The 20,616-nt window shown below is 71.3% G+C and carries 26 protein-coding genes and 1 tRNA gene; 15 read left to right on the plus strand and 12 right to left on the minus strand.

Annotation, left to right across the window (positions count from 1 at the left end):
* Nucleotides 1-139: 139 nt before the first annotated feature.
* Genes IF17_RS0100495 through IF17_RS0100520 form a run of 6 tightly spaced genes read left to right on the plus strand, consistent with a single transcriptional unit; the run spans nucleotide 140 to nucleotide 2,563 of the window.
* Complete coding sequence (locus IF17_RS0100495; protein ID WP_051883842.1) at nucleotides 140-379, plus strand: hypothetical protein; 240 nt, start codon at nucleotides 140-142, stop codon at nucleotides 377-379.
* Complete coding sequence (locus IF17_RS01000000136040) at nucleotides 376-690, plus strand: hypothetical protein (protein WP_030560997.1); 315 nt, start codon at nucleotides 376-378, stop codon at nucleotides 688-690. Before IF17_RS0100495 ends, IF17_RS01000000136040 begins: the two co-directional genes overlap by 4 nt.
* A complete protein-coding gene (locus IF17_RS0100505) occupies nucleotides 687-1,055 on the plus strand; it encodes a hypothetical protein (protein ID WP_030560999.1) in 369 nt (122 codons plus the stop codon). Before IF17_RS01000000136040 ends, IF17_RS0100505 begins: the two co-directional genes overlap by 4 nt.
* A 23-nt stretch (nucleotides 1,056-1,078) precedes the next feature.
* Complete coding sequence (locus tag IF17_RS1000000138375) at nucleotides 1,079-1,513, plus strand: hypothetical protein (RefSeq protein ID WP_030561001.1); 435 nt, start codon at nucleotides 1,079-1,081, stop codon at nucleotides 1,511-1,513.
* Nucleotides 1,510-1,887 carry a hypothetical protein gene (locus tag IF17_RS0100515; protein ID WP_030561003.1) on the plus strand — a complete coding sequence of 126 codons (378 nt, stop codon included), beginning with the start codon at nucleotides 1,510-1,512 and terminating at the stop codon, nucleotides 1,885-1,887. Before IF17_RS1000000138375 ends, IF17_RS0100515 begins: the two co-directional genes overlap by 4 nt.
* Nucleotides 1,888-1,909: 22 nt before the next feature.
* Nucleotides 1,910-2,563 carry a DUF7691 family protein gene (locus tag IF17_RS0100520; RefSeq protein WP_030561005.1) on the plus strand — a complete coding sequence of 218 codons (654 nt, stop codon included), beginning with the start codon at nucleotides 1,910-1,912 and terminating at the stop codon, nucleotides 2,561-2,563.
* A gap of 337 nt (nucleotides 2,564-2,900) precedes the next feature.
* On the opposite strand, the gene IF17_RS0100530 is transcribed toward IF17_RS0100520, so the two are convergent.
* From IF17_RS0100530 to IF17_RS0100540, 3 genes are all read right to left on the minus strand, one after another.
* Complete coding sequence (locus IF17_RS0100530) at nucleotides 2,901-3,206, minus strand: hypothetical protein (protein WP_030561008.1); 306 nt, start codon at nucleotides 3,204-3,206, stop codon at nucleotides 2,901-2,903.
* A gap of 74 nt (nucleotides 3,207-3,280) precedes the next feature.
* Nucleotides 3,281-4,150, minus strand: a complete 870-nt coding sequence (locus IF17_RS0100535; RefSeq protein WP_030561010.1) for an IS5 family transposase — start codon at nucleotides 4,148-4,150, stop codon at nucleotides 3,281-3,283.
* 53 nt (nucleotides 4,151-4,203) lie between these two features.
* Nucleotides 4,204-4,413: a hypothetical protein gene (locus tag IF17_RS0100540; RefSeq protein ID WP_030561012.1), complete on the minus strand. Its 210-nt coding sequence runs from the start codon at nucleotides 4,411-4,413 to the stop codon at nucleotides 4,204-4,206.
* Between the two features lie 92 nt (nucleotides 4,414-4,505).
* Between IF17_RS0100540 and IF17_RS0100545 the strand changes: the two genes are divergently transcribed.
* A complete protein-coding gene (locus tag IF17_RS0100545; RefSeq protein WP_030561015.1) occupies nucleotides 4,506-5,483 on the plus strand; it encodes a GlxA family transcriptional regulator in 978 nt (325 codons plus the stop codon).
* 6 nt (nucleotides 5,484-5,489) lie between these two features.
* Here IF17_RS0100545 and def read toward each other — a convergent pair whose 3' ends face one another.
* The 6 genes from def to IF17_RS0100575 form a co-directional block, all read right to left on the minus strand.
* Complete coding sequence (gene def, locus IF17_RS0100550) at nucleotides 5,490-6,128, minus strand: peptide deformylase (protein WP_030561017.1); 639 nt, start codon at nucleotides 6,126-6,128, stop codon at nucleotides 5,490-5,492.
* Between the two features lie 74 nt (nucleotides 6,129-6,202).
* Nucleotides 6,203-7,198 (minus strand): tetratricopeptide repeat protein, encoded by a 996-nt coding sequence (locus IF17_RS0100555; protein ID WP_030561019.1) that lies wholly within the window; start codon nucleotides 7,196-7,198, stop codon nucleotides 6,203-6,205.
* 296 nt (nucleotides 7,199-7,494) lie between these two features.
* Nucleotides 7,495-7,815, minus strand: a complete 321-nt coding sequence (gene rsrA, locus IF17_RS0100560; RefSeq protein ID WP_018510074.1) for a mycothiol system anti-sigma-R factor — start codon at nucleotides 7,813-7,815, stop codon at nucleotides 7,495-7,497.
* The gene (locus IF17_RS0100565; protein WP_018510075.1) at nucleotides 7,812-8,468 is read right to left on the minus strand and encodes a sigma-70 family RNA polymerase sigma factor; all 657 of its coding nucleotides are present in this window, start codon (nucleotides 8,466-8,468) and stop codon (nucleotides 7,812-7,814) included. The genes rsrA and IF17_RS0100565 overlap by 4 nt, the downstream gene beginning before the upstream one ends.
* A 273-nt stretch (nucleotides 8,469-8,741) precedes the next feature.
* Complete coding sequence (locus IF17_RS0100570; RefSeq protein ID WP_030561021.1) at nucleotides 8,742-9,407, minus strand: alpha/beta hydrolase family protein; 666 nt, start codon at nucleotides 9,405-9,407, stop codon at nucleotides 8,742-8,744.
* Between the two features lie 45 nt (nucleotides 9,408-9,452).
* Nucleotides 9,453-10,268: an SOS response-associated peptidase gene (locus IF17_RS0100575; protein WP_030561023.1), complete on the minus strand. Its 816-nt coding sequence runs from the start codon at nucleotides 10,266-10,268 to the stop codon at nucleotides 9,453-9,455.
* Between the two features lie 53 nt (nucleotides 10,269-10,321).
* Here IF17_RS0100575 and IF17_RS0100580 point away from each other — a divergent pair, with 53 nt between their 5' ends.
* From IF17_RS0100580 to IF17_RS0100595, 4 genes are all read left to right on the plus strand, one after another.
* Nucleotides 10,322-11,035 carry a M50 family metallopeptidase gene (locus tag IF17_RS0100580; RefSeq protein WP_030561025.1) on the plus strand — a complete coding sequence of 238 codons (714 nt, stop codon included), beginning with the start codon at nucleotides 10,322-10,324 and terminating at the stop codon, nucleotides 11,033-11,035.
* 129 nt (nucleotides 11,036-11,164) lie between these two features.
* Complete coding sequence (gene aroA / locus IF17_RS0100585; RefSeq protein WP_030561026.1) at nucleotides 11,165-12,505, plus strand: 3-phosphoshikimate 1-carboxyvinyltransferase; 1,341 nt, start codon at nucleotides 11,165-11,167, stop codon at nucleotides 12,503-12,505.
* Nucleotides 12,506-12,508: 3 nt separating this feature from the next.
* Nucleotides 12,509-13,525: a ribosome small subunit-dependent GTPase A gene (gene rsgA / locus IF17_RS0100590; RefSeq protein ID WP_030561028.1), complete on the plus strand. Its 1,017-nt coding sequence runs from the start codon at nucleotides 12,509-12,511 to the stop codon at nucleotides 13,523-13,525.
* A 124-nt stretch (nucleotides 13,526-13,649) separates the two neighbouring features.
* Complete coding sequence (locus IF17_RS0100595) at nucleotides 13,650-13,973, plus strand: DMT family transporter (RefSeq protein WP_030561029.1); 324 nt, start codon at nucleotides 13,650-13,652, stop codon at nucleotides 13,971-13,973.
* Here IF17_RS0100595 and IF17_RS1000000137410 read toward each other — a convergent pair.
* A complete protein-coding gene (locus IF17_RS1000000137410) occupies nucleotides 13,865-14,473 on the minus strand; it encodes a TetR/AcrR family transcriptional regulator (RefSeq protein ID WP_237667186.1) in 609 nt (202 codons plus the stop codon). The two genes, IF17_RS0100595 and IF17_RS1000000137410, sit on opposite strands and share 109 nt — an antisense overlap.
* 144 nt (nucleotides 14,474-14,617) lie before the next feature.
* Between IF17_RS1000000137410 and hisN the strand changes: the two genes are divergently transcribed.
* On the plus strand, nucleotides 14,618-15,418 hold the full coding sequence (gene hisN, locus IF17_RS0100605; protein WP_030561033.1) for a histidinol-phosphatase: 801 nt from the start codon (nucleotides 14,618-14,620) through the stop codon (nucleotides 15,416-15,418).
* A gap of 166 nt (nucleotides 15,419-15,584) precedes the next feature.
* A complete protein-coding gene (locus IF17_RS0100610) occupies nucleotides 15,585-15,992 on the plus strand; it encodes a CBS domain-containing protein (protein ID WP_030561035.1) in 408 nt (135 codons plus the stop codon).
* A 91-nt stretch (nucleotides 15,993-16,083) separates the two neighbouring features.
* Here IF17_RS0100610 and IF17_RS0100615 read toward each other — a convergent pair whose 3' ends face one another.
* A complete protein-coding gene (locus IF17_RS0100615) occupies nucleotides 16,084-17,553 on the minus strand; it encodes a catalase (protein ID WP_030561037.1) in 1,470 nt (489 codons plus the stop codon).
* A gap of 146 nt (nucleotides 17,554-17,699) precedes the next feature.
* Here IF17_RS0100615 and IF17_RS0100620 point away from each other — a divergent pair, with 146 nt between their 5' ends.
* Nucleotides 17,700-18,119: a Fur family transcriptional regulator gene (locus tag IF17_RS0100620; RefSeq protein WP_076965855.1), complete on the plus strand. Its 420-nt coding sequence runs from the start codon at nucleotides 17,700-17,702 to the stop codon at nucleotides 18,117-18,119.
* Nucleotides 18,120-18,227: 108 nt separating this feature from the next.
* Here IF17_RS0100620 and IF17_RS0100625 read toward each other — a convergent pair.
* A tRNA-Met gene (locus IF17_RS0100625) sits at nucleotides 18,228-18,301 on the minus strand.
* A 113-nt stretch (nucleotides 18,302-18,414) separates the two neighbouring features.
* Between IF17_RS0100625 and IF17_RS1000000139565 the strand changes: the two genes are divergently transcribed.
* Nucleotides 18,415-20,595, plus strand: a complete 2,181-nt coding sequence (locus IF17_RS1000000139565) for a hypothetical protein (RefSeq protein ID WP_063830212.1) — start codon at nucleotides 18,415-18,417, stop codon at nucleotides 20,593-20,595.
* Nucleotides 20,596-20,616 lie beyond the last annotated feature (21 nt).

Consider the following 20,616-nt stretch of genomic DNA (forward strand, 5'->3'; position numbering starts at 1 on the left):
ACGTTCCATCGGACGTGACAGCACCCCAAGGCTGACCGGGCACCGGCCCGCGAAGGGCCGTGCTACGAGTACGGCCTCCGGCGGCCCCGTGACCGATCTTGTACCGGCGTTCGACATACCCACATTGAGAAGGGAACAAATGCGAGTGGAAATGGAGTCGCTGCTACCCACCGCCGGTGCGCTCCTGGTCGACACCAGCCGCGACAACCGCGTGGGCGAGTTCCGAGGGACCGCCGGCCTCTACTGGTCCCTCCGCCCCGTCGGCGGCGGGCGCACGTGGGAGGTCGAGCCCCGGCACGTACGCCCCGCGCTGCCCATAGAGCAGCTCCGCGCCCGTACCGCCCGGGCCAACGCCCGCAGTCGGGGTGAGGTGCTGTGACGCCGCGCCCCCTCACCCGGTTACGGGTCCGGCTCACCCTCGCCCTGGGGGCCGCCGAGATCCACCTACGGCTCCGCCTCCCCCGCCTCATGTACGCGCTCACCCGGCGCCCGGCCACCCCCACCGCACCCTTCGCCGAACTCGTACGCATCGAATCCGACCCCGCCTACCGGGCCCTGTTCTGCGTCGAGTTGGACGCGACGCTCCACGGCCGACTGGCCACCCGGACCGCCGTCGTGGCGGAGATCGAGGCGGCGGCCGAACAGCTCCGGGACCTCGTCCAGCGCGGCGACCACGGGCGTGCCGCATGATGCGCGCCGGTTACGCCGCCGAGGTGACCCTGGCCGCCGGGCAGCGGTTCGCCTCGCTCGGCCGGGTCAGCGTACGCAACCGACGGCTCGTCCTGCTGTGGCTCCGCAGGCAGGCCCTCCGCCTCGCCGACGGACACGGCAGCGGCGTGCGGGACGAGTCACCCGGCGACGTCCGGTCCGTCCTCTTCCACGGCTCCGACGCTCCCGAAGGGCTGCGCTTCTGGGCCACCGACCACCACCGCCAGGACGACGCGATACGGACCCTGGAAGCGGGCTTCCCCCTTCAGTTCACCGTCCTCGACCCCGCCGTCGGGCTCAGCCTCACCCTCGCCGGGTGGCACACCTCCCCGGCCCACCGCCCGTAGCCCCTCCACAGAGGAGACCTCACGTGCTTCAGTGCACCGCCGTGACCCGGATTCCTCTCGGCGAGGTGACCGTCGCCCTCGTCACCATGGCCGGCGGACCCGGCGCCCCTCCCGACGACTTGACCCTCGACCACTACGTCCTGTGTGAACTCGGCGAACACGACACCCTCACCGATCACGCCGCACTCCTCAGCGCCGCCGACGAACCCGACCGGCCCGCCCTCTGGTTCTTCTGGAGCGGCACCGGCACCGACCGCACCCACCGCATCCAGGCCGAGCCCCGGTGCCCCGCCACCCTCCGTAACTTCGACACCGACGTCCTCTTACGGTGCTCGTTCTTCAACGACCACACCACAGGGCACTCCTGGGACGTCACCGACCCGCTCGGGGACCTCATCGCCGGACCACTCAGCACCGACGACGCCTCCGACGATCCACGGGAGCGGCCCCAACCATGAACCAGTGCACCGCTGTCGCTCTTCTCCCGCCTCCGGACCACCTCATCGCCCTGTCGCCCGCCGGACACCGTCCCGAAGCCGGGCACGTCCTCTGCGAACTCGGCGGAGAACATGACGACCAGCACGCCGCGATGCTCTGGGATGAAGGCGGACGGCCCGGAAGCGCCGTCTGGGTCCGGTGGAAGGGCTCAGGGCTCGCCAAGCTCCGGTGTCCCGTGCTCGACCCCCGTAATGAAGCATGCGAACTCTTCGCCGCACACCCTTCCGCACACAGCTGGGGCATCACCGACCCCACCCACGAAGCGATCACCCGGTTGCTCGCGAAGCAGCACCCGCACCTGTTCCCCGAGTACCGGGACACGGACGGAAACTGACGTCTCTTGGGAGAATGCGCCCATGAGCAAGATCGTGAACTACAGCATGGCCAACCGCGGAAAGATCGCGCGCTTCCTTCCCGCACAGGATCTGACCGCCGACGACATACAGCTGCTGGACAAGATGCGGGCGGTGGCCCGAGCTCGCCAGGACGATCTGGACCGCCAGGACGTGGACTGGGGCCTGCCGGTGCAGGACGCTCTGGAGCAGCTCGTCTCCGGACGTGCCGACTCCACCGCCGAATGGGCCGGAAGCGCCTATTACGCGGCTCTCCAGATCGTCATCGACCACAACGGCAGCGACATGTCCACGCTGGCGAGCTACCGCAGCCCCATCACCGTCTTCACCACGCTGGACGACCAACTGAGCACGGCCGGCGTCGCCGCCGACCTGCTGCCCAGTCAGTACATCTTCAGCGGGCCGCCGTCCGAGATCGCGTTCCGCATCCCCCGGCCCTTGGAAGGCTCACCGGAGATCGGGTGCTGGCCGATGCAGCAGGCCGGGCCCGCCATCAAGGCCTACCGCGAGGTGCTGGACCGGATAGACCCCGACCTCAGGTACGAACTGAAGGAGCTGATAGGGGCCCTGGACGGCTGGTACTCCGAATGGGCCGATGGTGAAGGCTCCTTCTGGTGGGCCGAGGACACCTCGGTCTTCTTCTCCGTCGTCGGCTGATCAGGCAGCACCTTCGGGACGGCGGACCGGAAAGGCGCCCTCCTAGGCCGTGTTTTGAAAGTGGTGCACGATGGGGTCGACCGCGTACCGATCGAAAGAAGCCTCGTGGTTGACCCCGTGGTGAAGCACGCCCTGTGCCACCTCCGCTTCGTGCAGTCGCAGCAGCCTTCCGATGCCGACTCCGTCGAGTTCGCTGACTGGCGGGAGAGGATCGCTGAGGCCCTGGACGCGTTGGCTGGTGTGCTGGTCTTCAAGGAGGACCGGGCCAGGGCCAGAGCAGAGGCAACCGCGGCGCGGGAGCAGGCCGCAGAGGTCCGACGCCGGGGTGAGATCGGGGCTAGCGAGCGCTGATTCTGCGGGTGGCCATCCAGATGGTGAGGTCGCGGGCGATGTCGTTGATGCTGGTCGAGGTGGTGACCTCGTGCTCGTTTCGGGTGGTGTCGCGGCGGACGATCTCGTAGCCGCGTTCGTCCAGCACGGACACTGAGGCGAACCAGACGGGGTCGTCCTCATCGGGCTGGACGACCACGAAGGTGTTGTCGGAGTCGTTGAGGTCGCTGATCATCATGAACAGCGCGTCCTCGGACGGGTCGTCGATGCGGTCGCCGTTCTCGCTGTCGGCGCCGTAGTACCGAGCCCCCATCTGTGCGATCTCCCCCCGCCCCGTTCAACCTGGTCGCGGCCAGCATGGCATGCGAGGCCGACACCCTTCGGCAGTCACAGCCACTCGCCGATCGCGGCGATCAGGACGGTGGCCTCGAAGCGGAGGGCGAGTTTGTCGAACCGTGTGGCCACCGCCCGGTTGCGCTTGAGCCGGTTGATCCCGCACTCGACTGCGTGCCGGGCCTTGTAGTCCTGGCGGTCGAAGGTGGGAGGCCGCCCGCCGCCCTTCCCTCGGCGCTTGCGGTTGCCGACCTGGTCGGCCGGCTCGGGTATGGTGCAGCGGATCCCGCGCTTTCGCAGGTAGACCCGGTTGGCGCGGGATGAATACGCCTTGTCGCCCCGCACACGCAGTGGCCGGACACGGGGACGGCCCGGCCCGATGCGCGGGACTCGGATACGTTCCAGAACGGCTGCCAACTGGGGGCTGTCGCCGAGCTGTCCGGCGGTGACAAGCACGGACAGCGGCCGCTGGCCTTGTTCGCAGGCCAGGTGGATCTTGGTGGTAAAGCCTCCTCGGGACCGGCCCAGGCCGTGGTCCTCCGGCTCGACGTGGACACCGCCCGGCGGCTCCTTCTGGGCGCTTCCGTCGCGGCGGGCGCCTGCTGCGTGCTGATGGGCCCGGCAGATCGTGGAGTCGACGTTCACCTCCCACGTGATGAGCCCGGCCGCGTCCTCCCGGGCTTGCAGCCTGGTCAGCAGCATCGGCCATGTGCCGTCCCGCTGCCAGCGACGGAAAAGCCCGTAGACGGTCTGCCACGGCCCGTACTCCCGCGGCAGATCCCGCCACGGAGCACCAGTCCGCACCCGCCAGCGGATGCCGTCGATCAGCTTCCGTCGGTCCACCGGCGGCCTGCCTAACACCATCACTGGCAACAACGGCGCCAGCGCCGCCCACGGCTCGTCAGAAAGATCCCCTCGCCCCACACCTAGATCATCACGATGTGGGACGAAGGACGAAGCCCACTTTCAAACACGGCCTAGGCCTTCGCCCAACCCTTCGGGTAGGAGCGCCGCGTGACCTTATAGGGTCGCGCGGTGCCCCTCGGTTCCGTACGTGCCACCTCCCCCCGTTCCGCATCGCGCAGCTGGCGGTCGATGCGGCGCTCGCGCACCAGGCCGATGGCGGCCGGGAGCGCCACGAAGGCGAAGAGGGCGGCCACGGTCAGGTAGTTCAGGAAGAGGTTCATGGCTCCACTGTCGTCCGCCAGGCCCACATTCGTCAGTGGCAGCACTGCCACACAGCATCGAATTACTGCCACACTCGTGCCACACTGACGCCATGCTGAAGAACGTCGCCGTCCTGCTGCTCGACGAGGTCCACCCCTTCGAACTCGGCGTGCTGAGCGAGGTCTTCGGACTGGACCGGAGCGAAGAGGGCCTGCCGGTCCACGACTTCGCGGTCGTCTCCGCCGAGGGCCCCGAACTGCGCACCCACGCCGGCTTCACCATCCGTACCGAACACGGCCTGGACCGGCTGGAGGAGGCCGACCTCATCGCCGTACCGGCGGGCAGCAACTTCATGGAGCGGGAGTATCCGGAAGAGGTCCTGGAGGCGCTGCGCCGGGCCGTGGAGCGCGGGGCGCGGGTGCTGAGCGTCTGCTCCGGGGCATACGTCCTCGGGGCGGCGGGCCTGCTGGACGGGCGCCGTTGCACCACGCACTGGCGCCACGCGGCGGAGCTGGCCCGGCGCTACCCGAAGGCCATCGTGGAGCCGGACGTGCTGTACGTGGACGAGGGGTCCGTCATCACCTCGGCCGGGACCGCCTCGGGCATCGACGCCTGCCTCCACCTGGTCCGCCAGGAGTACGGCCAGGACACGGCCAACACGATCGCCCGGCGCATGGTGGTGCCGCCGCACCGGGACGGCGGCCAGGCGCAGTACATCAGCCGCCCGCTGCCCCGGAACGCCTGCGACACCGTCGGCTCCACGCTGGCGTGGATGGAGCACCACCTGGACCAGGAGATGTCGGTGGAGCAGCTGGCGGTGCTGGCGCACATGTCGCCGCGCACCTTCGCCCGCCGCTTCCAGCAGGAGACCGGGACCACGCCGTACCGCTGGCTGCTGCGGCAGCGGGTGCTGCTGGCCCAGCACCTGCTGGAGACCTCCGACCGGACGATCGACACGATCGCGGGGCAGACGGGGTTCGGTACGGCGGCGACCCTGCGCCACCAGTTCGTGCGCACGCTCGGGACGACGCCGAACGCCTACCGCCGGACCTTCCGGGGGCCGGCGGGCGCTGTGTCCGGCGTCGCCTGAGAGACCTCAGCTGTTGGGGACGGTCTCGTAGCGCGGCGTGCCCTCTTCCATCTGCCGCAGCGCGTCCTTGCGGTCGCGCTTGGAGAGCCGGTCGATGTACAGGTAGCCGTACAGGTGGTCCGTCTCGTGCTGGAGGCAGCGCGCGAAGTAGCCGCTGCCGCGCACCTTGATCGGGTTGCCCTGGGCGTCCTGGCCGCGCACCACCGCGTAGTCGGGGCGGGCGAGCGAGGCGTACGCGGTCGGGACCGAGAGGCAGCCCTCGTTGGAGTCGTCCAGCACCCGCGCCTCGGGGGCCAGCTCCTCCAGGACCGGGTTGCAGACCACGCCGGTGTGCCGGACGCCGTCGTCGTCCGGGCAGTCGTAGACAAAGACCTTCAGGTCCACGCCGATCTGGTTGGCCGCCAGGCCCACGCCCTCGGCCGTCTTCTGGCTGGCGAACATGTCGTCGATCAGCTGGGCCAGCTCGTCGCCGAACTCGGTGACGTCCTTGCACTCCTTGTGCAGCACCGGGTTGCCCACGACCGTGATCGGACGCGAGGTGCCGCGCGCGCGGTAGGCCGCCTCGCGCTCCTCACAGTCCTCGGTGTCGACGACGAACCCCTCGTCGTCCACGTCGATCCGCCCGTCCGTCTCCTGCTGCGACATGTCCGCCGTACGCCTTCCTGCAAAACCTGGGGAACCGCACCGCGATCGGTGCGCCTACAGCCTACGGGCAGCGGTCAGCAGACTTCTTCGAGATCCCGCCACTCGCGGCTGTCCGGGCTGTCGGCGACCCAGCCGTCCAGCAGCCCGCGCACCAGCCCGGCGGGAGCGGCGAGACCGCATTCGCGCTCGGGTACCCAGAGGTCGCCGGCCCCGGCGGTGCGGTGGCCGAGCGGTCCCGGGTGGCCCGGCTCGCTGTGGTCGTGCGGGTCCAGGTGCTCCCCGTCGCCCTCGTCGCTCTCCATCCGGCTCTCCGAACAGGCCCGGCACAGCAGCCGTACGGAGGAGGACCAGTCCTCGGCGGCGAACCCGGCGTCCGAGGCGAGCTTCTCCAGCGCGTCCCGGTCCTCCTCGGTGGCCGCCTCCAGCAGCACCACCCAGGTCGGCACCGGGGAGGGCGCCCACAGCTCGATCTCGTCGAAGACCGGATACGAGGGTCCGGCGGCGGTGACCCGCTCGCCGTTGGGCACTCCGTCGTGCAGCACGACCTCGCCCCAGCGCCGCCCGGAGGACGGCAGCGGGATGGAGAGGACCTCCATCCGGGCCGGGTCGAGCCGACGCCCCCAGACCACCTCGGCCTCGCCCTCGGGCGAGAGCCGGACAGCGGCGCTGCCCAGCTCCATGCCGGTGGGCTCGGTGGTGGCCGCGCTGTTCAGCCCGGAGCCGGGCACCTTGAGGCCGTACGCCTGCCAGGCCCGGCGCGCCAGCGGCCAGTCCTGGAGGGCGGTGGCCGCGATGCCGACGTTCCACCAGTCCGGGGCGCCGGACTCACGGTCCAGCAGCGCGACCGCCCGCAGGCCCGCCGCGCGCGCCTGTTCCCAGTCGTGCCGGAACTTGTGCAGCAGCGCGAGATTGAACCAGGACTCCGAGAGCCAGGGCTCCAGATCCGCCGCGCGCGTCAGCAGCGCCCCCGCGTCCTCGTACCGGCCGTCGCCGATCAGCGTGAACGCGCGGTCCGTGGCCTGCCGCCAAGAGGCGGACGGCCGATGCCGTACCTTCCCGAAGATCCTCACGATTCCCGCCTGTCCCGACTGGACACCCTCGTTTTCCGCTCTCCTTCGCATCCAACCATGCCCGGCCGGACGCCCGCTCATTACCCATGGGTTACCCAGCCCCGGCCCGGGTCAGACCGGCCCGGGGGAGGACTCTCGCAAGGATCTCGGCGACCAGCGGCGGGCGAGGACGTAACGGGGGCGCGGGCGAGCGTGAAGGCGGGCGGGATGCCGCCTTCGGCCCGGTGCTCAATCGCGTGCGGTGGCTACTCGCGTGCGGTGGCTATGCGCGTGCGGTGGCTATGCGCGTGCGGTGGCTACTCGCGCGCCGTCGCGGCCTGATCCGTGCCGCCGACGGTGATGTCCTGCTCGGGCACGGCCTCGCCGGCCCTGATCAGGTCGATCCGGCCCATCACCTTGGAGCGCAGGTCGGTCGGGACCTCGTCCTGACCGCAGCAGCGCTTGACCAGCTTCTTCACGGCCTGCTCCAGGCCATACTTCTCCAGGCACGGGGAGCACTCCTCGAAGTGCACCTCGAACTTGGTGCAGTCGCCCTCGGGCATCTCCCGGTCGAGGAACTCGTAGAGATGGTCGAGGACCTCCGAGCAATCCGTCTCGTGCGGCTCTCCGCAGCTCATGAGGTCGAGCCCTTCCGATCGTCCGAGTCACCGGCACCGGCCGCGACGAGCCCGCGCTCACGGGCGTAGTCCTCCAGCATGCCGCGCAGCTGACGGCGGCCGCGGTGCAGCCGGGACATCACCGTACCGATGGGTGTCCCCATGATGTCCGCGATCTCCTTGTAGGCAAAGCCCTCTACGTCGGCGAGATAGACGGCGATGCGGAACTCTTCGGGAATCGCCTGGAGCGCCGACTTCACGTCGGAGTCCGGCAGGTGGTCGAGGGCCTGGGACTCGGCGGAGCGCAGACCGGTCGACATGTGCGACTCCGCGCGCGCCAGCTGCCAGTCCTCGATCTCCTCGGCGGCGCTGCGCTGGGGCTCACGCTGCTTCTTGCGGTACGAGTTGATGAAGGTGTTGGTGAGGATGCGGTACATCCACGCCTTGAGGTTCGTGCCCTCACGGAACTGGTGGAAGGAGCCGTACGCCTTCGCGTAGGTCTCCTGGACCAGGTCCTCGGCATCGGCGGGGTTACGCGTCATGCGCAGCGCGGCCGAGTACATCTGGTCGAGAAAGCCGAGGGCGTCCCGCTCGAAGCGCGCGTTGCGCTCGGCGGTCGTCTCCGGTGCACGGCCGTCGTCGGTCCCTGTGTCGGTCCCAGTGACCGGACCCACCTCCTCCAACGATGTGGCGGAGCCGAAACCGGACCCGCTCGCCTCGGAGAATAGTCGACCTTGCTTCGAGACGGGCTGTCGATCGGCGCCGCCCGTCGGCCGCTCACGAGTGGTCTTCGCCGCGGGCAGCACGGTCCACTCCAGGTCAGCGGCGTTCGAGCGGCTGGGGCAGATGGTCGAACCCATGCGACGGACTCCCTCTCCACGTACGACGTTGTTGTACCGACGTCCCGAACAACAGCGCCCCCGTACGCCGCATTCCCGTGGTGCGTGTCACCCGAGGGAGGTGAGCCATCCGGTGACCGCCCCGGTGAGAACCTCCAACGCCCGGGCCTCGGTCAGGCCGGACCTCTTCGGTACGGCGAAGCCGTGGTCGCCGTACGGCACCTGAGCCAGCTCGTACGCGCCGGGCGGGAACTCCTCCGGTCGCCCGAACGGGTCGTTGCCGCCCTGGACGACCAGGGTGGGCACGCCCGGGCCGAGCAGCTCCTCGGCCCGGGACTTCTCCGGCTTGCCCGGCGGGTGCAGCGGGAAGCTGAGGGCGAGGACGGCCGCCGCGCCCAGCTCGGCGGCGGTCCGGCAGGCGACCCGGGCCCCGGCGCTGCGGCCTCCGGCGACGACGGGCAGTCCGGGTGCGGCCAGGGCGGGCCACAGCCCGCGCCATCCGGTGTCCAGGGTCTTCGGGGCGGGGGCCACCTTCTTGCCGGCCACCCGCCAGGGCTGCTCCACCAGGGCGACGGTGACCCCGTGGGCGGGCAGGGCGGCGGCCAGGGCCTTCAGGTCGCGGGCCTCGATGCCGCCGCCCGCCCCGTGGCTCACGGCGAGCACGAGGCGGGGCGCGGGTGCGGGTGCGGTCGTGGCGGTCGCGGCGGGGACCCAGGTGATCCGGGCCTCACCGGCGTCGGTGGGGACGTTCTGCGTACGTGGTTCACGGCTCACGCGGACATCCTCCCCCGCGCGCCCCTCAGAACAGCCGCGCGCCCCTCAGAAGAGGGTCGCCTCCTCCGGCGCGGCCAGCTCCTCCAGCAGCTCCGGCCCGTTGTTGCGGACGTTGCTGACGGCGGTGGCGACCGGGTAGGCGCGCATCAGCCCGCCGGGCGGCGGCTCCAGCAGCGCGCGCAGCTCGTCCAGGCCGGTGTGCGTGGGGTCCAGCCAGGTGTCCCAACGGTCCGGGGTGAGCATCAGCGGCATCCGGGGGTGGATGTCGGCGAGCGCGCCGGGGCCCTCGGCGGGGGCGACGGCCAGGGGGGTGGTCTCGGCCTCGGTGGTGATCACCGAGCACGTCACCCACCAGGCGTTCTCGTGGTCGCCGGGGAGGGTCGGGTCGCGCCAGAACTCGTACAGTCCGGCCATCGCGAAGACCGAGCCGTCGGCGGGGGTCACGAAGTAGGGCTGCTTGCGCGCCCGCTTCTTGCCCTTCTTCTCCTCCAGCTGCCGCTCCTCCGCCCCGGTGACCCACTCGTAGTAGCCGTCGGCGGGCAGGATGCAGCGGCGCTGGGCGAAGGCGTTACGGAAGGAGGGCTTCTCGTGGACGGTCTCCGCGCGCGCGTTGATCATCCGGGCGGCGCCCTCGGGGGTCTTGGACCAGGAGGGGACGAGTCCCCATTTGAGGGTCCGCAGCTGGCGAACCGGACGCTGGTCGTCCGCGTCCTTAACAGGACGCTCCAGTACCGCGTAGACCTCTTTGGTCGGCGCCACGTTCCAGTCCTGCTCCAGGGTCTCGGTGGGTTCCCACTTCTCGACCCCGAAAAGTCCGGTCAGGTCCTCGGGCCGCCGACTCGCTGCATACCGTCCGCACATAAGTGCCAGACTGCCACGACCGCCCACCCCTGCCGCAAGGAGTCGCCCGGCCGATGAACAGCACCGAACTGGGTGATCTGTGGGATCGCCTCACCGGCACGCAGCCCGCCCCCGAGCAGTGGCTGGTGGTGGTGACGGCCGCCCTGGCGCTCATCGCCGTCGTGCCGAATCCGATATGGCGCCTCGCGCGCAACACCATCACCATCGCGCACGAGGGCGGCCACGGCCTGGTGGCCCTGCTCACCGGGCGCCAGCTGTCGGGCATCCGGCTGCACTCGGACACCAGCGGGCTGACCGTGAGCCGCGGCAAGCCGACCGGGATCGGCATGATCCTCACCGCCGCGGCCGGCTACACGGCCCCCTCGCTGCTGGGTCTGGGCGGCGCCTGGCTGCTGACCAACGGCCGGATCACGCTGCTCCTGTGGATCTCCACCGCGCTGCTCGCCGCGATGCTGGTGATGATCCGCAATGTGTACGGGGCGCTCACCGTCATCCTGACCGGTACGGCGTTCCTGCTGGTGTCCTGGCTGACCTCGTCGGACGTGCAGTCGGCGTTCGCGTACACGGTGGTCTGGTTCCTGCTGCTGGGCGGGGTGCGGCCGCCCTTCGAGCTCCAGTCCAAGCGGCGCTTCGGCGGCGCCCCGGACTCCGACGCGGACCAGCTGGCCCGGCTGACCCACGCCCCGGCGGTGCTGTGGCTCTTCCTCTTCCACGCGGTGTCGCTGTGCTCGCTGATCGGCGGCGGGCGCTGGCTGCTGGGCTGGTGAGAGCCGGAGGGGACTCGGAGCCGCTCCGGAGGGGGTGGGCTCCGGTCCGTACCATTGTTTCGTTACGCGACGGTTTCCGCCCTTTTGTTGACGAACCGGGCCGGGCAGGGAGCCACTAAAGTAAGGGCCATGACCGAGAGTTCCGTGCACCCCGCCCTCTGGCCCGCACCTCACGCGAGTGGAGCCGTCGACGCGACCGTCACCGTGCCCGGATCGAAATCGGTCACCAACCGGGCGCTCGTGCTGGCTTCGCTGGCCTCCGAGCCGGGCTGGCTCCGCCGCCCGCTGCGCTCCCGCGACACCCTCCTGATGGCCGGGGCGCTGCGCGCCATGGGCGTCCGTATCGAGGAGACCATCTCCTCCAGCTCCACCGTGGCGGGCGAGCCCGGCGGCTCCGGCGAGGCCTGGCGGGTCATCCCGGCGGGGCTGCACGGCCCGGTCACCGTCGACGTCGGCAACGCCGGCACCGTCATGCGCTTCCTGCCGCCCGTCGCCACGCTGGCCGACGGCCCGGTCCACTTCGACGGCGACCCCCGCTCCTACGAGCGGCCGCTGACCGGCGTGATCGAGGGGCTGCGGGCGCTGGGCGCGCGGATCGAGGACGACGGGCGCGGGGCGCTGCCCCTGACCGTGCACGGCGGCGGGGCGCTGGACGGCGGCCCGGTGGCGATCGACGCGTCGTCGTCCTCGCAGTTCGTCTCGGCGCTGCTGCTGTCGGGGCCGCGCTTCAACCAGGGCGTGGAGGTCCGGCACACCGGCTCCGTCCTCCCCTCGATGCCGCACATCCGGATGACCGTCGACATGCTGCGGGCCGTCGGCGCGCAGGTGGACGAGCCGGAGACGGGCGGCGAGCCGAACGTGTGGCGGGTCTCCCCCTCCGCGCTGCTCGGCCGGGACCTGACGATCGAGCCGGACCTCTCCAACGCCCAGCCGTTCCTGGCCGCCGCGCTGGTGACCGGCGGCAAGGTCACCATCCCCGACTGGCCCGAGCGGACCACCCAGCCGGGTGACGCGCTGCGCGAGATCTTCACCGCGATGGGCGGCAGCTGCGAGCTGACCGAGCGCGGTCTGACCTTCACCGGCACGGGCCGGATCCACGGCATCGACGTGGACCTCGGCGAGGTCGGCGAGCTGACCCCGGGCATCGCGGCGGTCGCGGCGCTGGCCGACTCCCCCTCCACGCTGAGCGGCGTCGCCCACCTCCGGCTCCACGAGACGGACCGGCTGGCCGCGCTCACCAAGGAGATCAACGAGCTGGGCGGCGACGTCACCGAGACGGCCGACGGGCTGCACATCCGCCCGCGCCCGCTGCACGGCGGCGTCTTCCACACGTACGACGACCACCGCATGGCCACCGCCGGGGCGATCATCGGCCTCGCGGTCAAGGGCGTGGAGATCGAGAACGTGGGCACGACCGCCAAGACCCTGCCGGACTTCCCGGACATGTGGACCGGAATGCTCGGGGTCTAGAACATGCGCCGCTACGGGAAGAACCCCGACGAGGACGACATCCGCGTCCGCCCCAACCGCAAGGGCAACCGGCCGCGTACGCACATCCGGCCCAAGCACGAGGACGCCGAGGACGGCATGGTCCTCACCGTCGACCGGGGCCGGCTCACCTGCCTCGTCGACGGCCGGACCGTGGTGGCGATGAAGGCCCGCGAGCTGGGCCGCAAGGCCGCCGTGGTCGGCGACACCGTCTCCATCGTCGGGGACCTGTCCGGCGAGAAGGACACCCTGGCCCGGATCGTGCGCATCGCCTCGCGCCGTACGGTGCTGCGCCGCACGGCCGACGACGACGATCCGTACGAGCGCGTGGTCGTCGCCAACGCCGACCAGCTCGCGATCGTCACCGCGCTGGCCGACCCGGAGCCGCGCCCGCGCATGATCGACCGCTGTCTGGTGGCGGCGTACGACGGCGGCCTCACCCCGCTGCTGGTGCTGACCAAGTCCGACCTGGCGTCGCCGGACAAGCTGCTGGAGGCGTACACCCCGCTCGGCGTCCCGTACATCGTGACCAACCGCGAGGAGCTGGAGAACGGCGGCGCGGCGGACCGGGTGCGCGAGCAGCTGGACGGCAAGATCACCGCCTTCGTCGGGCACTCCGGCGTCGGCAAGACGACGCTGGTCAACGCGCTGGTCCCGAAGGACCGGCGGCGGACCACCGGCATCGTCAACGCGGTCACCGGCCGCGGCCGGCACACCACCACCTCCGCGCTCGCCCTGCCGCTGCCCGACGGCCGTGGCTGGGTCGTCGACACCCCCGGCGTACGGTCGTTCGGGCTGCACCACGTCGACCCGTCGCGCGTCATCAACGCCTTCCCCGACCTCCAGCCGGGCACCGAGAACTGCCCGCGCGGCTGCACCCACGACGCGGACCAGCCGGAGTGCGCGCTGGACGCCTGGGTGGCCGAGGGGCACGCGGACCCGGCGCGGCTGGACTCCCTGCGCCGGCTGCTCTCGACCCGCGAACGGCGCGAGGGCGACTGACCCGGAGCACACTCGGATCGTGCGCCCCGGGCATGTTTGCCGGATTCAACGATTGGTAAAGGCATAATCGCACCGTGCGGGACCGATCGGTCCGACCCGTCACCCACGCAGGAGGCAACGGACGATGGCATGGCTGCTGGTCGTGGTCGCCGGGCTGCTGGAGACCGGTTTCGCCGTCTGTCTGAAGCTCTCGCACGGTTTCACCCGGCTCTGGCCGACCATCGCGTTCGCCGCTTTCGCCCTGGGCAGTTTCGGCCTTCTGACGATGGCTCTGAAGAAGCTGGACGTCGGACCGGCGTACGCGGTGTGGACCGGCATCGGCGCGGCGGGGACGGCGATCTACGGCATGGTCTTCCTCGGTGACGTGGTCTCGACGCTGAAGCTGGTGTCGATCTCGCTGGTCATCATCGGAGTGATCGGACTCCAGCTGTCCGGCTCCGCCCACTGAGTCCCGGCGCCACCGGGCGGGCACGGCACGATCACGTACGAGAGCGCGAGCCGGAGGGCCCTCTCGCAGCGCACCGGCGGCATCGGGTGCGACGCGGCCGCCATGCGGTCCCTGGCCAGCCCGAGCAGTTCGGCCGGGCCCGGCACGTCGCGGCCCGGTACATCGCGGCCGGGCCGGGGCAGCCGCTCGCCCCAGACCCCGGTGAGCAGCCCCTTGACCAGCGGATCCGCGTCGGCGGCCCGTACGGTCCAGCGCGCCACCGCGGCCGGGCGCTCCGGCGCGGGCGCCGTCAGTGCGCGGTCCACGCCGGTCAGATAGCCGTCGGCGGCCTGGCGTAACAGGGCGGCGGCCAGGCCGCCCTTGGTGCCGAACTCGTTGTAGAGGGTCTGCCGCGAGACACCGGCCAGCGCGGCGACGTCGACCATCCGCACCGTGCGCCAGGGGCGGTCGGCGAGCGCTCTGAGGGCGGCATCCAGCAGGGCTTCTCGCGCTGTCGGCATCGCCGCCTCCCACGCCCGCGGCCGTGCCGGGGGCCTGCGGTTCAGAGTTGATGCGCTCATGGCGACTGTCAAGGGTCCGCGTACCGGCCGGGTTCGCGCAGGGGCCGGTGGCTCCTCCCCCGTACCGCTGGATACTGTGACGGCATGCCCGACTACCACGATGATCTGCGCCTCGCCCATGTACTGGCGGACGCCGCCGACGCGGCGACCATGGACCGGTTCAAGGCTCTCGACCTGAAGGTGGAGACCAAGCCGGACATGACCCCGGTGAGCGAGGCCGACAAAGCCGCCGAGGAGCTGATCCGGGGCCATCTGCACCGGGCCCGCCCGCGCGACGCGATTCTGGGCGAGGAGTACGGGGTCGAGGGCACCGGGCCGCGACGCTGGGTGATCGACCCGATCGACGGCACCAAGAACTACGTCCGCGGTGTGCCGGTGTGGGCGACGCTGATCTCGCTGATGGAGGCGGGAGAGAACGGGTTCCAGCCGGTGGTCGGGGTCGTCTCCGCTCCGGCGCTGAACCGGCGCTGGTGGGCGGCGAAGGGCGCCGGCGCGTACTCCGGGCGCAGCCTCACCTCCGCGACCCGGCTGCACGTCTCGAAGGTGGAGACCATCGCGGACTCCTCGTTCGCGTTCTCCTCGCTGAGCGGCTGGGAGGAGCAGGGCCGCCTGGACGGCTTCCTCGACCTGACCCGGGCCTGCTGGCGGACGCGGGGGTACGGGGACTTCTGGCCGTACATGATGGTGGCCGAGGGATCCGTGGACATCTGCGCCGAGCCGGAGCTCTCGCTCTGGGACATGGCGGCGAACGCGATCATCGTCCAGGAGGCGGGCGGCCGGTTCACCGACCTGGAGGGGACCGACGGGCCCGGCGGCGCCAACGGGGCCGCGTCGAACGGTCTGCTCCACGACGAGCTGCTGGGCTACCTCAACCAGCGTTACTGAGACCTCTGCCCGCCGGGGAGTGCGGCGCGTGATCGCGCACTCCCCCGGTGTGCGCCCGGTCCACCCCTTGTCGGCCCGCCCCAAGGGTGCAACTCTGAGAGTCCCCCCACTTGTGAACTTGTGAATCGACTCACAGAGTCGGCGCACCGAGGAGGTGGCTCGTTTCATGCTCGTCCGTGACGCCATGAGCACGGTGGTCCTCACCATCGGCCCCACCCATACGCTCCGCCAGGCGGCCCGGCTGATGTCGGCCCGCCGCATCGGGGCGGCCGTCGTCCACGACCCGGACACCTGCGGGCTCGGGATCATCACCGAGCGCGACATCCTCAACGCGATCGGATCGGGCCAGAACCCCGATCGGGAGACCGCGTCGGCCCACACCACCACCGACGTGGTGTTCGCCGCCCCGGCCTGGACCCTGGAGGAGGCCGCGGAAGCCATGACGCACGGCGGGTTCCGGCACCTGATCGTGCTGGACGGCAACGGACCGGTGGGCATCGTGTCGGTGCGCGACATCATCCGCTGCTGGGCGCCGACCCGTCGCCGTACGGTGGCGGCCGCCGGGTCGGCGTAAAGGCGCCCTTCCGGTAGGGGGAGCCTGCGAAGGCCCGATGGGCCGGATCCCCGCGAGGGGAGCCGGCCCACCGTCGACGGCAAGCGACCGGTCAGCCGCGAAGGGCCTGGACCGCGGCTTCCAGCCGCTTGCCGAAGTCACCGTCCGCCTGGCGGAAGTTGTCGATCGCGCGCGCGGCGATCTCGTCGCGCGAGACCTGGGAGATGAACCCGGCGAGGTTGTCGATCAGCCGGGCCTTCTCGTCCTCCGACATCAGCCGGTAGAGGTCGCCGGCCTGCACGAAGTCGTTGTCCTCGGCGTGGCCGGGAGCCTCGGTGTTGCCGGTGGTGCCGCTGACCGGCACGGGCTGCCAGAGCGGCCGGTCCGTCTGGACGGGGCCGCCGAAGCTGTTCGGCTCGTAATTCTTGGCGCCCCGGTGGCGGCCGTCGTAGAGGTAGCCGTCCCGGCTGTTGGTGCGGGCCTCGGTGGCGTGCGGGCGGTTGACCGGCAGGTGGTCGGCGTTGATGCCGACCCGGTAGCGGTGGGCGTCGCCGTACGCGAAGAGCCGACCCTGGAGCATCTTGTCCGGGGACGGGCCGATGCCCGGCACGAAGTGGGCGGGGCTGAAGATCGACTGCTCGACCTCGGCGAAGATGTTCTCCGGGTTGCGGTTGAGCTCCAGCTTGCCGATCTCGATCGGCGGGTAATCCGCGTGCGGCCACACCTTGGTGAGGTCGAACGGGTTGAAGCGGTACGTCGCCGCGTCCGCCGCCGGCATGATCTGGACCTGCACCGTCCAGGACGGGAAGTCACCGCGCTCGATCGCCTCGCGCAGGTCGCGCTGGTGGCTGTCGGGGTCGACGCCGGAGAGCCGGACGGCCTCCTCGGTGGTGAGGTTCTTGATGCCCTGGTCGGTCTTGAAGTGGTACTTGACCCAGAAGACCTCACCGGCCTCGTTGTTCCACTGGAAGGTGTGCGAGCCGTACCCGTTCATGTGGCGCAGGGTCGCCGGGATGCCCCGGTCGCCGAAGAGCCAGGTCACCTGGTGCGTCGACTCGGGCGACAGCCCCCAGAAGTCCCAGACGTTGTCCGCCTCCTGCGAGCCGGTGTACGGGTCGCGCTTCTGGGTGTGGATGAAGTCGGGGAACTTGATGGCGTCCTTGATGAAGAACACCGGGGTGTTGTTGCCGACGAGGTCGTAGTTGCCCTCCTCGGTGTAGAACTTCAGCGCGAAACCCCGCGGGTCGCGCACGGCGTCGGCGGAGCCGAGGTTGCCGGCGACGGTGGAGAAGCGCAGGAACGTCTCGGTCTGCTTGCCGACCTCGGAGAGGAACTTCGCCCGGGTCCACTGCGACACATCGTGGGTCAGGGTGAAGGTGCCGTACGCGCCGGCGCCGCGGGCGTGCACGACGCGCTCCGGGATGCGCTCGCGGTTGAAGTGGGCGAGCTTCTCCAGCAGCGCCTGGTCCTGGACGAGAACCGGACCGCCGACGCCCGCGGTCTCGCTGTTCTGGTTGTCCGCGACCGGAGCCCCGGCCTCCGTGGTGAGCGGTCCCTGCGTCACGTGCGCCTCCTGCGTCATGTCCTGTACAGCCTTCTGTTTCCTGTACAGCCCTGTCCCTTGGCTAATGCCGTTGCCAATCCTACAATGGACAATGTCTAAGTCAAGCGAGCATCCAAAGTCACACCCGATCGGGACTCGTTCCCTCCACTGTTAGGCTGGGCTCCATGAGCGACCTGCTGGAACGACTCCGTGGACGCGGCTGGCGCATGACGGCGCAGCGGCGTGTCGTGGCCGAGGTCCTCGACGGGGACCACGTGCACCTGACGGCTGACGAGGTCCACGCGAGGGCCGTCGACAAGCTGCCCGAGATCTCACGCGCCACCGTCTACAACACCCTCGGCGAGATGGTGTCCCTCGGTGAGGTGCTGGAGGTCTCCACCGACCGCCGCGCGAAGCGGTACGACCCGAACGCGCACCGCCCGCACCACCACCTGATCTGCGGCCGGTGCGGCGCCATCCGCGATGTGCACCCGGCGGGCAACCCGCTGGCGGACCTGCCGGCGGAGGAGCGCTACGGCTTCACGGTCTCCGGCGTCGAGGTGACGTACCGGGGGCTCTGTCCGAGCTGCGCCGCTGCCGCGTGAACCTGTGCCGGGTCCGTCTGTTCGAACAGACGGACCCGGCTTCTTACGCGCTTGCGGACATGACGAAGGCCCGGATCTCTGATCGAGATCCGGGCCTTCGTTCTTCAGTAGCGGGGACAGGATTTGAACCTGCGACCTCTGGGTTATGAGCCCAGCGAGCTACCGAGCTGCTCCACCCCGCGTCGTCGGCCACCTCGGCCGGGCCCAGCTCCACGGCCCGCGCGCACCAGCGCTGGCCCTCGGTGAGCTCGCCCCGGCGCGCGGCGAGCAGGGCGAGGCGCAGCGCGGCCCGCCCGTGACCGGCGTTGGCGGCGCGGCTCCACCAGAGGGCGGCCTCGCGCTCGCTGCCTTCACGGGCCAGGAGCAGCCCCAGGTTGAAGGCGCCGTTGCGGCTGCCCGCCTCGGCGGCCTCCCGGTACCAGTGGGCGGCGCTCTCCACGTCCCCGCGCGCGGCGGCGAGCATGCCGACCCGGACCTGGGCGCGGCGGTGGCCCTGCTGGGCGGCCCGCTCGTACCACTCCTCGCACTCCGTCTTCTCCGGCATCGGCTCGCCCAGCGCGGGCGGACCCGGCGGCGGCTGGCGGGCGTCGAGCACCCCGGCCAGCCGGAACGCCGCCTCTGCGCTGCCGCCGCCCGCCGCGCAGCGCAGATGGCGCTCGGCCTCCCGGTCCTCGCCGTCGCGCAGCAGGGCCATGGCGACCTGGAGCGCGGCGTCGGTGTGCCCGGCCGCCGCCGCACGCTGGTACCAGCCCAGCGCCGTACGGTCCTCGTCGCGCCCGGCGTGCAGGATGCCGAGGTTGAAGGCGGCGTCCACACTGCCCGCCTCGGCCGCCTTGGAGAACCAGGGCTCGGCGCCGGTGTGGTCCCCGGCCTGGAGGAGCAGCACGGCGAGCGCGTTGGCGGCCTCGCGGTGCCCTGCGTAGGCGGCGCGGCGGTACCACTGCTCGGCCTGCGGCGTACGGTCCTGGGCGGCGCAGAGCAGCCCGAGGTTGTACGCGCCGTTGACGTCACCGGCGTCCATGGCGGCCCGGTACCAGCGCTCGGCGGTCTGCTGCTCGCCGCGCGCCGCGTGCAGGGCGCCCAGCGCGTTGGCCGCGTTGCCGTCGCCGTCCTGGGCGGCGCGCAGCCACCACACGGCGGCGCTCTCCTCGTCGCCCGCGTCGCGCAGCAGGAAGCCCAGCGCGCAGGCGGCGCGGGCCTCGCCGTCCTTGGCGGCGGTGAGGTACCAGCGGCCCGCCTCCTTGAGCTCGCCGCGCTGTTCCAGGATCGCGCCGAGGTGCAGGGCCGCGCGCCGGTGCCCCCGGGCGGCGGCCCGGCGGTACCACTGCTCGGCCTCGCCGACCCGGCCCGCTGCGGGACCGGCCACGGGGCTGTCGCCGGCGGCTCCGCCCTTGTTCTCCCCGGTGCCCTGCTCGCTCTTCTTCAGGGCGTCGGGGACGGCCGGGTCGGCAGACAGGCCCAGACCGCTCCGGCCGGCGCCCCGGCCCAGGCCGAAGGCGTCGTGCGGGTCCTCGACGGCGTTCCGCTCCAGGGTGCGGGCCAGCCGGTAGGCGGCCTCCCGGTGGCCCTGCTCGGCGGCGGCGCGCAGCCAGCGCTCGGCGCCGATGTCGCCGCGGTGCTCCAGAAGGTCGGCCAGCGCGTAGGCGCCCAGCGCGTGGCCCTGCTCGGCGGACTGGCGCAGCCAGTACTCCGCGCCCGGCTCGTCCCCGCGCTCGCGGAAGTGGCGGCCCAGGGCGTGCGCGGCCGCGGCGGAACCGGCCACCGCGGCGATGCGCCACCAGCCGGCGGCCTCGTCCGGGTAGCCGCGCTGGTGCAGCAGGACGCCCAGGTTGTTGGCGGCGGCCCGGTCGCCGTCGGCGGTGGCGGCGCGCAGGTAGGTCTCGGCGCCGTCCAGCTCGCCCCGGCGCAGCAGCAGCGCGCCCAGCACGCTCATGGAAGCGGTGTCCCCGGCCTCGGCGGCCCGGCGGTGGCGCGCCTCCGCCTCCGCACTGTCCGCCGCGTCGACGGCGTCCGTGGTGCCCGCGTCGGCGTCCGGGGTGACGGCGCCCGGCGTGGTCACGCGCGTGGCGCCCGCGGCGCCGGTGGCGTGCACTGCGTCCGCGTCCACATGTCCCACCTCACCGGCGGTGGTGGCGTCCCGTGGTCCGGGTGTGCTCGCGCTCGCTCCGGCCGCCCCGGCGATGACGGCAGCGAAGGCCGCATCTGCCACCTTGTCCGCCTTCTGGCCGCGCCGCTGCACAAACCGCCCTGTCTCCAACAGAGTTGCCCTGTCCCCCATAAATACCATCGTCGCACCACCTGTAACCCGCGTACACCTGGTATATCGCGGTCAGTGAGGTCACTTCAGCGTTTTGTCGACATGCCCACAGAGAGACAAGTCAAACACGCCGGAACCCAACTGGTGCCCAGCGAACCGCACTTCACGCCCACGGAACAAGAAAGACACGACGACATGACGAAGGCCCGGATCCCATAGGATCCGGGCCTTCGTTCTTCA

Source organism: Streptomyces cyaneofuscatus (genome assembly GCF_000718135.1).
Taxonomy (GTDB): Bacteria; Actinomycetota; Actinomycetes; order Streptomycetales; family Streptomycetaceae; genus Streptomyces; species Streptomyces cyaneofuscatus.

Bases quoted from the DNA above. Each gene is read 5' to 3' on its own strand.
- IF17_RS0100495 (WP_051883842.1), top strand. From the start codon at position 140: ATGCGAGTGGAAATGGAGTCGCTGCTACCCACCGCCGGTGCGCTCCTG.
- IF17_RS0100505 (WP_030560999.1), top strand. From the start codon at position 687: ATGATGCGCGCCGGTTACGCCGCCGAGGTGACCCTGGCCGCCGGGCAG.
- IF17_RS0100515 (WP_030561003.1), top strand. From the start codon at position 1,510: ATGAACCAGTGCACCGCTGTCGCTCTTCTCCCGCCTCCGGACCACCTC.
- IF17_RS0100520 (WP_030561005.1), top strand. From the start codon at position 1,910: ATGAGCAAGATCGTGAACTACAGCATGGCCAACCGCGGAAAGATCGCG.
- IF17_RS0100530 (WP_030561008.1), bottom strand. From the start codon at position 3,206: ATGGGGGCTCGGTACTACGGCGCCGACAGCGAGAACGGCGACCGCATC.
- IF17_RS0100540 (WP_030561012.1), bottom strand. From the start codon at position 4,413: ATGAACCTCTTCCTGAACTACCTGACCGTGGCCGCCCTCTTCGCCTTC.
- IF17_RS0100545 (WP_030561015.1), top strand. From the start codon at position 4,506: ATGCTGAAGAACGTCGCCGTCCTGCTGCTCGACGAGGTCCACCCCTTC.
- def (WP_030561017.1), bottom strand. From the start codon at position 6,128: ATGTCGCAGCAGGAGACGGACGGGCGGATCGACGTGGACGACGAGGGG.
- rsrA (WP_018510074.1), bottom strand. From the start codon at position 7,815: ATGAGCTGCGGAGAGCCGCACGAGACGGATTGCTCGGAGGTCCTCGAC.
- IF17_RS0100575 (WP_030561023.1), bottom strand. From the start codon at position 10,268: ATGTGCGGACGGTATGCAGCGAGTCGGCGGCCCGAGGACCTGACCGGA.
- IF17_RS0100580 (WP_030561025.1), top strand. From the start codon at position 10,322: ATGAACAGCACCGAACTGGGTGATCTGTGGGATCGCCTCACCGGCACG.
- aroA (WP_030561026.1), top strand. From the start codon at position 11,165: ATGACCGAGAGTTCCGTGCACCCCGCCCTCTGGCCCGCACCTCACGCG.
- rsgA (WP_030561028.1), top strand. From the start codon at position 12,509: ATGCGCCGCTACGGGAAGAACCCCGACGAGGACGACATCCGCGTCCGC.
- IF17_RS0100595 (WP_030561029.1), top strand. From the start codon at position 13,650: ATGGCATGGCTGCTGGTCGTGGTCGCCGGGCTGCTGGAGACCGGTTTC.
- IF17_RS1000000137410 (WP_237667186.1), bottom strand. From the start codon at position 14,473: ATGCCGACAGCGCGAGAAGCCCTGCTGGATGCCGCCCTCAGAGCGCTC.
- hisN (WP_030561033.1), top strand. From the start codon at position 14,618: ATGCCCGACTACCACGATGATCTGCGCCTCGCCCATGTACTGGCGGAC.
- IF17_RS0100610 (WP_030561035.1), top strand. From the start codon at position 15,585: ATGCTCGTCCGTGACGCCATGAGCACGGTGGTCCTCACCATCGGCCCC.
- IF17_RS0100615 (WP_030561037.1), bottom strand. From the start codon at position 17,553: ATGACGCAGGAGGCGCACGTGACGCAGGGACCGCTCACCACGGAGGCC.
- IF17_RS0100620 (WP_076965855.1), top strand. From the start codon at position 17,700: ATGAGCGACCTGCTGGAACGACTCCGTGGACGCGGCTGGCGCATGACG.